A 13,340-nucleotide genomic window follows, 5' to 3' on the forward strand; every position below is an offset into this window, starting at 1 on the left:
GTTTTCCCCCATAATCTGTGTTGCCTCCAGCCCCTTGAACTTACACGTACTGAAATCACCACACCAGAGCAGGTGTCGATGTGTTTTGTTTGAGTATTGTAACGAGCAAATTTCAGGGCAAGAATGGATGAGATTACGATTGGCTAACTGTTAGCGTATTGCGACAGTGGTTTGTATGAAGTTCCTAGCTCACAGGGAGGTTTTGGCGCAAAACGAAGGTCGAAATTTAAGGTGTTTGGTCAAACAAAGGTGGGCAGTAAAAGCTGGTTGGGAGCAGTGCGTTGTTTCAGTCAATCTTACTTGATCAAGTGTACCCAGATATGAAAAAAGCCGCTAATTGCTTAGCGGCTTTTTTTCTTAATGTGGCGGAGAGATAGGGATTTGAACCCTAGATACGCTATTAACGTATGCCGGTTTTCAAGACCGGTGCTTTCAACCACTCAGCCATCTCTCCGTTGTTGAGGCGAATAATATAGAGGTTGGTTTTTCTTGTAAACCCCTAATTTTACTGATTGCTTTAATTGTGAGCGTTTGAAGCGGAAAACTAGACCAAGTGCGTGTTTTTAGACCAAATCTAATGAATAAACAGAGAGTTATTCGGTTGAGAACAGTAGAAAAGTGGTTCGCCGAGAGTAACAAAGCGCTGTGATCACCACAGCGCAAAGAAGTTAAGCCCTGTTTAGTTAGCCGTACTGTCAGCTAGAGGAAATAGGTTGTTGGTTCGGCATAGACTGATCATGCTTTCTGCTGTACCACACGAAACCAATCAATATCCCACAACAAGCTAAGCGCACACTCATCGGAATTTCAGGCCAAACCAGAGCACAGCCTATCACGATGAGTAAAAGCCGCATGAGCAGATGGACTTTTCCTTCCAGATAGCCTTCCATGGCTCCAACAAATGCATAAGTGCCTAAAATGGCGAACAACCCGGCCTCAAGTACTGACATCGTATCCCAACTGATGATGCCACTGTAGGCAATAAGCAGAGGGACCAAATATAAACCCTTGGCGATTTTCCACGCTGTAAAGCCGGTTCGCATTGGTGGCGTGCGGGCAATGGTTGCAGCGGCAAAGGCGGTTAAACATACCGGTGGCGTGACATTGCTATCTTGCGATAACCAGAAAATGATCAGATGAGCGGACAGTAAAGCTAAACTGACGGTTTCGAGCCCCAAGCTTTGCTCAAGTAGTGTCTGCGTAAAATCAGCTGGAACTTGGGAGAGCAGTTGTTGAGCCGTTTCCAGTGACATAGGGGCGGCTAGTGTGTTGAGTTGATCAGGTGTGATGAGCATAAAGATAGACATGGCTTCTTGGGGCAGTTGGCCTGCCATCATCAGGTCGAGTAGTTGTTTTTCGGCCAGTAATTCGTATAGCGCTGGGGCAGACAGTGTGCCGAGCACAATGTAGGAAGCAGTGACAGGCAAACCCATACCCAGAATCAAAGAGGCAAGAGCAACAAACAGCAGCATCAGCAGCAGTTGTCCGTTAGCCCAGTGATGGATCATCAGTGAGAAGGTGTTGCCAATGCCTGTAGTACTGATGACATTCACCACTAACCCAATGCCGACTAAAAGCACCGCTGTCGTTGCCATGTTTTTTGCCCCTTGCGCTAATGCCTCGTAAATAGCACTAGGACCCATTTTGTGATGTTTTGAAAACCACGACGCGACAACAACAGATAAAATGGATAATCCAGCGGCATAAGTTGGCGTGAATCCTTGTACCAGTAGCGTCACCAATACTGCTAACGGAATCAGGTTGTGCCAACCAGAGGCCAAGACGCGGAGTAATGATTCGCCACCTGCCGATTCCTTTTGTACGCCGCTGCGTTTGGCTTCAATCCGCACAAAGAAAGCGACAGACAGAAAATAGATCAATGCTGGTAGGAGGGAGACCAATATGATGTCGACATAGGGGATTTGTGTGTAAGAGGCCATGATAAATGCACCGGCCCCCATTACCGGTGGCATCAGCTGTCCTCCGGTTGATGCGGCGGCCTCAACACCAGCGGCGAATCGCGGCGGAAAGCCTGCTTTTTGCATCAGAGGGATGCTGATAACGCCCGTGGAAACGGTATTGGCGACACTTGACCCCGATACTGAACCCATTAAACCTGAGCCAATGACGGCAATAAACCCAGGTCCACCGATCACTTTTCCAGCCGCCGCTTTCGCTACGGCAAGGATGTAGTCGCCAACGCCCGATCGGACCAGAAAGGCACCAAACAAAATGAACATGAAGACAAATGTCCAGCTTATGCGAGAAATGGGGCCGAACATCCCCTCTGATGAATAAAAGCTGCGAAAAAGCAGGGTCTCAAAACTCAATCCAGGGAAGTGGAATAAACCCGTTGTCCATTTCCCCCACAGTACGACATAACTAAGACAGACAAGGATGAGTAGCGGAATGAACCAGCCCATGGTGCGGCGTATGAGCTCTATGACGATAGCGATCGCCAGGATGGAAAACAACCAGTCGCTGGCAGTAAAGCTCATGCCACGTTCATAGAGGGCATCTTCAGCAAACGGGAGATAAATCACACAAGCGAGGATGGCGATGACAAGCCCAATATCGACGCCAAGAGCTGCGCGACTTCGCTTAAAGCGCCCATGCGCTGGATACCAGAGTGCACATATGATGGCGAAACCAGCAAAGTGAATGGCTGAAATCCATAATTCTGGTAGCGTTGCGACGGTATTAAACCAGACGTGCAATAAAGAGAGAATCGCACCGAGTGTAGTGATGACTTTGCCAACTAATGGAAAATCATCACGTGTCGGCAGGGCAAACTTTTGCAGTTCTTGTTGAAGTGGATCCTTCATAACAAACTCCATTGGTGCAGGTTGGGGCGGCTTAACGCGCGATCAATTCCGCTGGGATCTCAATACCCATTTCTCGGTAGTAACGGGCCGCTCCAGGGTGTAGGGGAACAGGCAGTCCGGAGGTGCTCTTTTCTAACGCCATCGCCTTAGTTGCCTTGTGAATACCCTGCAGGAAAGGCAAATTCTCGTAGATTGTTTTCGTTAGTTGATAAACGTCTTCTTCAGGGATATCGTCACGCACGGCGAGAAAGTTTGGTTGTGCAATTGTCGTGATGGGTTTATCTAAGCTCGGATAGGTGTTGGCTGGTATCTCATACTTGGTCCAGATGTCATATTCTCGGTTTGCTTGTTTAATTTGTTCATCAGTGAAAGACAGGATTTGAATGTCATTGCCAAGCGCTGCAAATGCTTGAGTGACTGCGCCGACAGGTACACCCGCGGGCGTATTCATACCATCAATGGTGCCGTTTTGCAGTGCGCTGGCGCTACCGCCATAACCCATAAAGGCAAGTTTGAACTCTTCTGGATTGATGGCCAGACTTTGCATGATCTGACGCCCTGAGTTCTCTGTCCCTGAGCTTTTTTTACCGATAGAAAACTTTTTGCCTTGTAGTTTTTCAAGATCGCTTATGGTCCCTGTCTGCGCGATATCTGAACGGACAATAAAATGCTCTACGTTTTGCCATAGCATGGACACTGACCGCAGCTGAGTTTGGCTGCTTTTATACGGTCCTGCGCCCTGCCAAGCCCAAGCGCCATACAACCCTTGCAAAATCGCAAACTGTGCCTGATTGTCATTAAGAAGCTTAATGTTTTCTCCCGAGCCTGCTGAACTGATAGCAGCCAATGAAAAGTGTTGTTTGGGAGCGAGTTTCACCTTACTTAATGTTGCCAGTGCTACGCCTACTGGGTAGAAAGTGCCACCGGTTGAAGCGGTAGCAAGGATGTAACTGCGCTCGCTAGCAAGCGTTGATTGGGTAAACGCCAATGCACTTAGTGTGAGTACAGTGGTGGTGAAGATGTTTTTTAACGCCATGATGATGCTCCGTATCATGTGGTGTGCTTAAAGCGGAAAACTTACCTAGAGCAAGCAAAATGCCAAAATTTAACCAATTGTTATTAAAGGTTTTTTTGTTAAATTTAGTGAATTATAAGCATTTAATTGCTTATTAAGATAGATTGCCATAAGCAAAAAATTGCCTATCAACGGGAGAGGGTAACCAATGAGATGTCAGTGGCTAAACAACCAGCCCACGGTTACTTAGCCGCTGATATGCAGCACATTGAGATAAGCCAATTTTTGCCTATCGGCTGCGAACACACTATGAGGGTGTATAGTCACTTCGGTTTAGGGCATATTTGACCATCTTTTGGTTGAGAGTTCGTCTGGGTAAATCGAGCTCTTCCAGCACATCATTGATGCGTCCCTGATGGCGCTTTAACGCTTCGTGGAGAATTTTTCTTTCGAAGCTTTGCATCTGAACGGCGAGCGGTAAACCTTGCTTGATGCCAGCTGTGGTCGTTTGTGGACGGCATGAGAGAATGTCTCCAACGGTTAGAGAATCATCCAGTGCAAAACGAATCGCGACATTGCGTAGCTCACGAACATTGCCTGGCCAAGGGTAGCTGAGCAACATTTGTTGGTCAGCAGGGCTGGGACGTCGGGTGTTGGTATTAGCTTCCTGAGTAAAATGTTCAAACAGCAGTAAAGCGTCTTCCTCGCGGTCTTTCAAAGCGGGTAAATAAAGCTGGGCGATATTCAAACGGTAAAACAGATCTGGGCGAAATTCAGAGTGGTTTAGCAAGTCACATTTAGCAGCGGAGATCACGCGTAAGTTAACCGCTTTAGCATGGTTACTGCCCACGCGTTCGACGGTATTTTCTTGCAGCGCGCGCAACAGCTTAACTTGCATTGCCAAAGGTAAGCTTTCAATTTCATCCAGAAATAAAGTGCCTTTGTCAGCAAACTCTATCTTGCCGATGCGCCGCTTGGCAGCCCCGGTAAAAGCACCAGCTTCGTGACCAAATAACTCACTTTCAAATAGGTTATCCGGTATTGCACCGCAATTGAGTGGGACGAATGGGTGCGGTTGTCGGGGGCTGAAATGATGCAGACAGTAAGCGACCAATTCTTTTCCGCACCCTGTATCACCATAAATAATGACGTTGGTATCAATGCTGGCGATTTTCTGCACCTGTTCACGCAGTTCACACATTACCTGACTACGTCCTATCAATATCTGTTCTATGCCTTCAAGGCTTTGTAGGTAGGTCTGCCGTGACCGCCATTTTTGGGATTCGATATAGGGTTGGATGGCTTGGTTGACGGTCTGTGCTAAGCGCTCAGGTTCGAACGGTTTTTCGATAAAATCGTAAGCGCCCTGTTGCAGAGCGTTGACTGCCATGTCGACATCACCATGTCCAGTGATCAGGATCACTGGAATATCAGGAGCTTGCTGCTTCACTTGCTGTAGCAACTCTAAGCCGTCGATGCCAGGTAAGCGAACATCACTGATGATTGCCATGAATTCGTGTTGAGTAATGGCGGCGAGTGCCGCCGTACCATTGTCAAAGGTGGTGAGTTCAAAGCCAGCCAATTGAAGCCATTGTGCTGTCGTCTGACGAACGATGGGATCGTCCTCGATCAGCACGATAGGGTGTTTAGTTGTTTGTTGCATATCTACGCCGTTGTCTTTTTCCATCACGTTTTTAAAAGTGACCTCAAGCTAGCACGAGCTAGCTCTCACTTTATGCAACTAGTATATCCCTTTTAAAACCAAGCAGTACAAGTCATCAAAATCTAATATGTGTGGCCCCAATAAGTGATAAAGGATGACACTGCAATGGCAGTCCCACAACGATATGGCTTGTTTGCCGTTACACTGTTGCTGATAGGGTTGATTCAGATCGTGAGTCAAGAAGTGGTTAAACAGTGGAAACTTGAGAGTAAACAGCGTCATGCGGAAGAGCGATTTCTCGGCTACATCGAAGAAGTTCGCCGAACATTGCGCCGTTTTGACTACTTGCCTTTTTTGATCACCAAAGATCAAGCGAGTGTGCGTTTTTTACGCGGTGAGCATCAGTATTACCAACGGATTCAGCAGCAACTGATTCAATTGGACAAAGCGGCTAACACCAAAGGTTGGTATGTGCTTACTGATAGGGGGGGACTAAAGATTTCTAGTGTTCAATCTCGGCGAATGTCGTCACAAAGCGCCAAAGCGATTGCAGCAAAAATTCAGCAGCATCGTGGGGTTGTATCTCATGTGACCACCAGCCCAGAGAGCTCAGATTATTTTATTGCTTCACCTCTCTACGATGGTGTGACAATCATCGGTATTGTCGCCGTTCAAGTCGACCTGACTCTTCTTATCGATCAATGGTTTTCACAGGGTGAAGCGATTTTAGCACACCACCCTAATAGTCAGTTTTTTCTCTCCAGCAACCCTCTTTTTTCATCTACTTGGTTTTATCAGCACTTCGACAGTGGGGCGATGATCGAGTACCACCGACTATATGACGGTACGCGCATCGAAACCTGGCAGGTAAAGGAGAAAAAGTATTTAGTCCAGTCTGTTGTCTTAGATGATCTCAACTGGAGATTGGTGTATCTCACTCCCTTGCAATCGATGTTACGTAGTGCGCATTGGATAAGCGCGAGCATATTAGTGGGGGGAGTAATCATCACGTTGCTCATGGTAATAAGGTATCAGCGACATCAGAAAGTGCGTAGCCAGCAGCGCATGCAAAAGCTGGTGGAAGCCTCTGAGAAAAGGTTGAATGTGATGCTGAGCAAAACCCATGTTGGGTTAATACTGATCGATGAAAGTGGTGATATCCAAGACATTAACCCAATGGCGAAGAAGTATTTTAGCCTTTCAGAGTCGATGACGCGCCAAATCAAACTCTGGCAGCTTTTTACAAGCAGTGGTTCCGATTCGCCGGCGTTAGAACTACTGAAAAACTTTGATCAGCACGCGTATTTAGCTGAAATGACGGAAGTTGAGATTCTTGGGCAGCGCAGTGATGGAAGCTGCTTTCCCGTGATGATCTCGTTGAGTGCCTTACCTTGGCATGAAAGAGGTTACTACCTGTGCACTGTGATTGATATTAGTAAACGAAAACGTGCTGAAATGGCGTTAAAGCAGTCAAACCAGAGGTTGCAGGCGCGCGTTGAAGAAAGGACGAAAGCACTCGACAATGCTCAACAAGAATTGATCGAGTCGAGCAAAATGGTGGCGCTTGGGAGAATGTCCAGCGCTATTGTACATGAACTCAATCAGCCTCTTACTGGGCTTAGGACGCTATTCTCAAGTAACCAATTATTGCTCGAAAGGGGGCAAACACAGCTACTTAAAGATAACATGTCGTTGGCAATGACGTTGTTTGAGCGTATGGCGTCGATGACGCGTCAGCTCAAGTCTTTCGCCTTTCAACGACTTGAATCTCCTCAGCCTGTTTCACTCAATGAAGCTTTGGATGAAGTCCTACAAGTTCATCAAATGCGTTTGGACAAGGTGGATTTGGAACTTCAATTAGAGACTCGGGAGCTGTTTGTTTATGGTGAAGAGGCTAGGCTTCGCCATGTGCTTGGCAACTTGGTTGGGAATGCCTTGGACTCGATGACAGAGACCGACTTTCCGCGGTTACAAATTGAGGTGGAATCTGTATCAGATGAAATAGAAGTTAGGATCATAGACAACGGTTGTGGTGTAGAACAAGCTAATCTTGGCCGTATGTTTGAGCCTTTCTACACCAGCAAAAAAATCGGTGAAGGGCTAGGGCTTGGATTAGCCATTGCGGCGAACAATGTTCGCGACATGCAGGGAAGGCTGTCAGGAGTAAATAATGTAAGACGCGGGATGACATTTACGCTGGTTTTACGAAAAGCTGGCTAATTGGCAGTGTTGATATCAAACCTGTTGAGTTAGCTATCTTGCAGCTAGAGGAGCAATACCGTCGCAGTTCAATGACCTTATTGAATACAAGGATCCTATCATTACCTCGACGACTCTTCCAATGGCAATATAAATCATTTGTAGGCGCTGCTTTGACTATTGAACTGCTGAGAAGTGGAGCCAGTAACGGTTTGTCGTACGAGAAAAGCAAAAAAGAGAGCCGGAGCTCTCTTTTTTAGGTGTAATGGTCGGACTGACAAGATTTGAACTTGCGACCCCCGACACCCCATGACGGTGCGCTACCAAGCTGCGCTACAGTCCGATGCCGATAATCTACCCTTAATTTACGAGCAGGTCAATCACTAAGAGTATGATTTAGTTACTTTTTACATAAAAACGTTGCAGCTCTGTTAGACCCTGCATTAAAACTGGTAATGTTGGGTTTTCGTCGTGTAGGCGTTGGTAGCTACTGTCATACAATTTATAGTTACCAAACTTATCGATCACTGTGGTGTTCTTGTTGGTGATCAGCGCCAATTCTCTTGTACCACCGGCAAGAATCCACTTTCTCGAGCGTTCATCAAACAAGTTCTGACCGCTGCTGAAATCTGATGGGTTAGAGGAGACTCCCAGTAGGTCCTGAAGCAGTGTGACCGATAAATCGAGGTGACTGGTACGGTGATCGTATTGACCAGCCACTTTGCCTGGCCAATGTATGATCATCGGCACTGCAAGTTGGTACTGGCTGTAATTACTGTTTGAACCCCAGCTATTGGTCTTAGTTTCGTTGAATTCGGTGCCGTGATTGGATGTGATAACAACAACGGTTGAGTCACTAATGCCTAGTTCTTTAATCTTCTCATAAAGCACACCCAATTCTTCATCGGCGTTGTTAACCGACGTGTGGTAGCCTTGTATCAAGGTTTGCAATGTGGACTTGTTGTTCCCTGAGTCGTCATAGGCACTAAAGTTATCAACCGTCGTCAGCTCAATAAAACTAAACCAAGGTTGCTGTTTTTGCTGAGAGACCCATGTTGCCCAAGCATTAATAGCTTGAGTATCGGGCGAGGTACTGTCATTGAAAGCAATACCAGTAAAATTCAAACCACGGAATACGGTCTCACCGTATAGGTTATCGTCAAAGTTGTCCCCACTGAACAAACCAAAGTTGTAATCCTTATCCAATAGAGTATCAAGCAAAATAGGTCGAGAACCTTGGGTTTTAATGCTACTGACATAACTACTTGGCAAACCGTAAAACAGGCCAAAGACACCGAAGGTATCGTTGCTTGAGCTGTAGTGGTTAACAAAGTTCAGGTTCTGTGAGGCAAACTCTGATGTGTTTGGCATAAGCTCATTTGTCAGCACATCGCCGCGTAGGTTATTAACACTGACTACCAATATATTCAGTGGATTGGCACGACGGTTAAACTCAAGCTTTTCAAGCGGGTAGCGGACCAAATGTGCGCTAGCCTCACTTTCTTTTAGGCGCTGAAGATACTCTTCTCTGTCAAGCAAACCGTGACGCTCCATAAAGGACTTCGCGGTCATAGGATAGGAAAGCGGGAAGTTGGCCTTCTGAGCAGTAATTGGATTATAGAAATAGGCATCAGCCCAGACGTAAACTAGATGACTGGTAATAAAACTGATAAAGAATAATGCCGCAATCGGGCGACCGACATGTTTGTGCGAAAGCCGACGTTGTTTGCGCCATACCCACTCAGATAAAGCAAGCTGTAGCAAAAAAATTAATGGTAGAACGACAAACAAATGTTGCAGATCAATACTGATCGTACTGCCTTCATCATTAAATAGCACCTCCCAGACGACGGGAGTAAGGTGAAGGTTAATCTTCTGATAGGCTTGAGTATCAATCAGTAGCACCGTCAAACCGACGGTAGCAAAACAAACCGCCACTAAGCGAAACAGCTTACGCGACGGTATCAGGAAGGTAAGCGGAAACAGAACCAGTAAATAAAGTGCAAAAACGAGGAAACCGAAATGCCCTACCCAAGAAATGGCCAGATAGAATTGTCCTAAAAGGGTGTCGGGCCAAGGGGACTGAGTGATATAACGGGTGCCAATTAACATGGCCGCTATGATGTTGAAAAAGGCAAACCAGTGCCCCCAACCCACTAAACGCGATACGCGCTCGCCGTATGTATTTCCGTTATCTACCATGTACTGTTCTATTGTCCGTTTATTTTTCTAGTGAGTGTTTTCTTCAATAGAAGACAACAGTGCCTGTGCAAATTTTTCAGCAAGTGCTTTGCGTTGTGAAGCATTAACGTTTTGATTTAAGACATTGGTAGCGATATTTCCTGCAATCATCAAAGACAATTCCGGACCCGCACCGTGTTTGTCTAACACTGCAGCTACTTCTGATAGAATCGCTTCAACTTTGTCGTCGCTGTATTTAGATGTTATCGGCATAAAGACTCTAATGGTGATAGTAAAGCGGCTTATGATAACCTACAATGCCCCGCAACTGAAACCTACACGACGATAAAAATTCATCATGAGTCTTCATCTTTCAAACGTTATATTACATCAACTGCGTAAAAACGATTCTGACGAACTTGTTGTTAACTTTCGAGCCGATTCCCTTGAAAATGATGCATCGACGGAAAACCTAGTCGCAGAGCTGCACCGTGTTTTTAATTCCAAAGCAGGCAAAGGGTTTGGTTGTTTCAAGTCTGACAGTGAATTCCAAAACTGGTTGCATGAACTTCGTAAAGGTGAGAGAAACTTCTATGATTTCTCACAAAAAAGTGCAAATCGTCTGAAAGATGAGTTGAGTAAGTACCCCTTTGCTGATGAAGGTATTCTGGTGATTGCAGAATATCAGTCTCTGGCGACAGATTACCTTTTTGTTGCCATCATTCCATCAAATGAAAGTCTAAAAGTGACAGAAGGTCTCGAAATTAGTGCGACTGATTATCTTGACCTGAGTAAAATGGATATTGCTGCACGTATTGATCTGACCAGTTATGAGACAGATAAAGAGTCAAATCGCTACCTCGCATACATCAAAGGTCGAGTAGGGCGTAAAGTGGCAGACTTTTTCCTTGATTTTTTACAGGCTGAGGTCGGGTTGGATACCAAGCAACAGAACCAAGTTTTGATGCAGGCGGTTGAAGATTTTTGTGCAGACTCTAAGTTAGAGAAAGACGAAGCGATCAGTTACAAAAAACAGGTGGCGGACTACTGCAACGAACAAATCAAAAGTGGTGATGAAGTTCAGATTCGTGAGCTGTCGGGAGAGTTACCTCCTTCTCATGATGGTACCAGCTTCTTTGATTACACTCATGAGCAAGGTTACCAACTGGAAGAGAGCTTCCCCGGCGACAGAACGGCTGTACGTAAGCTGACTAAATATGTAGGTGCAGGTGGTGGTCTAACGATTAACTTTGATAGTTTGCTGCTTGGTGAGCGTATTTTTTATGATCCAGAAACCGATACATTGACCATCAAAGGCACCCCACCAAACCTGCGTGACCAACTGACCCGTAACCGCTAATTCCTCATTAAATCAGGACTAAGTCGAAGAAATATGCACTTAGTCCTACTTTTCTCAAGCTTTGCGTATATGCTTGTAATCATGGCATTTATTCAAAGACGGCATGACATGGATCGCAAAGCGCTCAAGCTGGGTTTGCTGATTGTTGTTGTCTGGGTGATAGGGATGACCGTACTGTCCTTCAGTTATCGCTCAAACGTAATGACAATGAGTCAGGTTGGAGAACTGAGCAATAGCATAGATGAACTTAAGTATTCCTTATTTAAGGAACCTGCCTACCGGGCCGAGTTGACGGATGGTCAGTCTCTCAACTTGCAACTTATCTACGCGCTTCGGCTACAGATTGAAGCGACTTATGAGCAGAGTTGGCTAACGCCAGATATTAACCAACTTCTTTATACCACCGATCGATTTATAGAGCAGACCAAAATCTTTCTTGATAACGAACTTGAATTGATTTCATTAGTGGATCAAGCGCAGTTTATTCGCGCGAAATATCAAGATGACACTGACTTGAGAACTCACTATTACCATTTGAGTGCGAATGTTTTGGAGGCTTTGTTTAGCTCGAATAAATCCAACCCTCAAGTGTTCCGTGAGCTTGACCAATTGTACGTGGAATCTGAATCTCTGCCCGCGTTGCAAAAGCAAGACCTTCAGCAATTGTTGTCAAGAACATCAGCGGTATTGGGTAGCTATGCACAAGGGAGTTATGTCATCGAAAAAATGATGACACATTCCATTCATAAGCAAATCAATGTCGTAGAGACGCAATACCATTTACAGCAGCGTAACCTGGTCATTAGCGGTGTTGTATATAGTGGGATATGCCTGCTGGCGATGATACTGATTATTTCTCGATTTACAGGAGTCCAACGTATGGTTGAACGTTCAGAAAAAGTGGCAGATAACTCTCAGAAAGAGGTTCAATCAAGCGTTGAAACATCAATCGTTGAAACACCCCAAGAGTCCAAACCCATAGTGAGTGCGGCAACTGCATTGGATGATGGTCCAGAAATTGACTTAGACGGCATGCTTGATTCATTGGGTAATGACTACGAATCTGTGTGTATGTTGCTACAGGTATTTGTCGACGACCACACGGGGGACGCTGAGCGAATCGCTCAATTGCTCAACGATGCTCCTGAAGAAGCGTTGCGCAAAGCTCATAGCCTTAAAGGGGTCGGCGGAAATTTAGGGGCCTTAAAACTTCGTGAGTCAGCAGGCAAGGTCGAGCAGGCAATTAAAGATGACATTGGTTCGGCTTCAGGTTTGTTGGAAGAGCTTAAAGCTCGCTTAGATAAAGCTATTCTTGAGGCACAAACGTTTCTTGATGAACAAGAACCCAATGGCTGATTTATTCAAAGACCAAATTAGCCAATATCTTAAAGAGAGCCCATAGTGCTCTCTTTTATGTTTTTTTTAGCACCAGAGTAAAGTCAGCGTCAGAGTAATCATCAATCAAGGTGACGTTAGGTGTCACTGTCTGGCAAAACGCTAAAACTTCTTGTTTGTTGTACGCTTGCAATATCGTTTGATCAGGAAAAGCTTCGATATTAAGCAGATTGAATACAGTGACCTCTCTGCACGCAGAAAACATACGCGTGATCATTTCTGTTAGATAGTCTGGGTTTTTCGTCCGGTAACTCAGTGAGCCACTGGCGACGACGATGTCCATTTTCGGTAAGTTTGCTTGGCTGATATCGGTAAATTTGAATCGGCATTGTGAGGAGCCTATCCGTTTTCTGGCTTGGTGAAGAAAAGGCCAGTGTTGATCGAGACCGAGATAGAAGCCAGGGCATTGATTGTCTGACAGGTAGTCATACAACTCGCCCAGCCCGCATCCGAGATCTAATACTCTCTTGCCCTGGAACTCTACATTATTGGCTATGGCTTTAAAGCGCACTTGTTGCTCTTCATGGCTGGACCAGCCTTGCACCTTATGGCTCAACCCTTTCCAGCGCCGTACTTTTTCTTTGTGGAACAGATAGATTTTCAAGCGATCGACTAGGTGCATAGTAGTTATCAAACAAAGAGTGATAGTCCCAGACTACCTAATTTCATTGTAGGCACAAGTGAGTATTTCTACCTGCTGGG

9 protein-coding genes and 2 tRNA genes are annotated in these 13,340 nt (G+C 45.7%); 3 read left to right on the forward strand and 8 right to left on the reverse strand.

The features are described from left to right. Nucleotides 1-363: 363 nt before the first annotated feature. From TW84_RS16395 to TW84_RS16410, 4 genes are all read right to left on the reverse strand, one after another. Nucleotides 364-454: transfer RNA gene (locus TW84_RS16395), tRNA-Ser, on the reverse strand. Nucleotides 455-695: 241 nt separating this feature from the next. After that, nucleotides 696-2,825: a TRAP transporter permease gene (locus TW84_RS16400; protein WP_045976708.1), complete on the reverse strand. Its 2,130-nt coding sequence runs from the start codon at nt 2,823-2,825 to the stop codon at nt 696-698. A 31-nt stretch (nt 2,826-2,856) separates the two neighbouring features. Beyond that, nucleotides 2,857-3,879 (reverse strand): TAXI family TRAP transporter solute-binding subunit, encoded by a 1,023-nt coding sequence (locus TW84_RS16405; RefSeq protein WP_338061758.1) that lies wholly within the window; start codon nt 3,877-3,879, stop codon nt 2,857-2,859. Between the two features lie 268 nt (nt 3,880-4,147). Beyond that, a complete protein-coding gene (locus tag TW84_RS16410; RefSeq protein WP_045976834.1) occupies nt 4,148-5,503 on the reverse strand; it encodes a sigma-54-dependent transcriptional regulator in 1,356 nt (451 codons plus the stop codon). A 165-nt stretch (nt 5,504-5,668) separates the two neighbouring features. Here TW84_RS16410 and TW84_RS16415 point away from each other — a divergent pair, with 165 nt between their 5' ends. Continuing rightward, nucleotides 5,669-7,723: a PAS domain-containing sensor histidine kinase gene (locus TW84_RS16415; protein WP_045976710.1), complete on the forward strand. Its 2,055-nt coding sequence runs from the start codon at nt 5,669-5,671 to the stop codon at nt 7,721-7,723. A gap of 245 nt (nt 7,724-7,968) precedes the next feature. On the opposite strand, the gene TW84_RS16420 is transcribed toward TW84_RS16415, so the two are convergent. From TW84_RS16420 to TW84_RS16430, 3 genes are all read right to left on the reverse strand, one after another. After that, nucleotides 7,969-8,045, reverse strand: a tRNA-Pro gene (locus TW84_RS16420). 53 nt (nt 8,046-8,098) lie between these two features. After that, a complete protein-coding gene (locus TW84_RS16425; RefSeq protein ID WP_045976711.1) occupies nt 8,099-9,904 on the reverse strand; it encodes a DUF3413 domain-containing protein in 1,806 nt (601 codons plus the stop codon). A gap of 27 nt (nt 9,905-9,931) precedes the next feature. Further along, a complete protein-coding gene (locus TW84_RS16430; protein ID WP_006962962.1) occupies nt 9,932-10,156 on the reverse strand; it encodes a YejL family protein in 225 nt (74 codons plus the stop codon). A gap of 85 nt (nt 10,157-10,241) precedes the next feature. Between TW84_RS16430 and yejK the strand changes: the two genes are divergently transcribed. Further along, a complete protein-coding gene (gene yejK / locus TW84_RS16435) occupies nt 10,242-11,243 on the forward strand; it encodes a nucleoid-associated protein YejK (protein WP_045976712.1) in 1,002 nt (333 codons plus the stop codon). A 108-nt stretch (nt 11,244-11,351) separates the two neighbouring features. Beyond that, the gene (locus TW84_RS16440) at nt 11,352-12,599 is read left to right on the forward strand and encodes an Hpt domain-containing protein (RefSeq protein ID WP_045976713.1); all 1,248 of its coding nucleotides are present in this window, start codon (nt 11,352-11,354) and stop codon (nt 12,597-12,599) included. A 55-nt stretch (nt 12,600-12,654) separates the two neighbouring features. On the opposite strand, the gene TW84_RS16445 is transcribed toward TW84_RS16440, so the two are convergent. Continuing rightward, complete coding sequence (locus TW84_RS16445) at nt 12,655-13,260, reverse strand: class I SAM-dependent methyltransferase (RefSeq protein WP_045976714.1); 606 nt, start codon at nt 13,258-13,260, stop codon at nt 12,655-12,657. Nucleotides 13,261-13,340: the final 80 nt, after the last annotated feature.

It is taken from the genome of Vibrio neptunius (genome assembly GCF_000967495.1).
GTDB lineage: Bacteria > Pseudomonadota > Gammaproteobacteria > Enterobacterales > Vibrionaceae > Vibrio > Vibrio neptunius.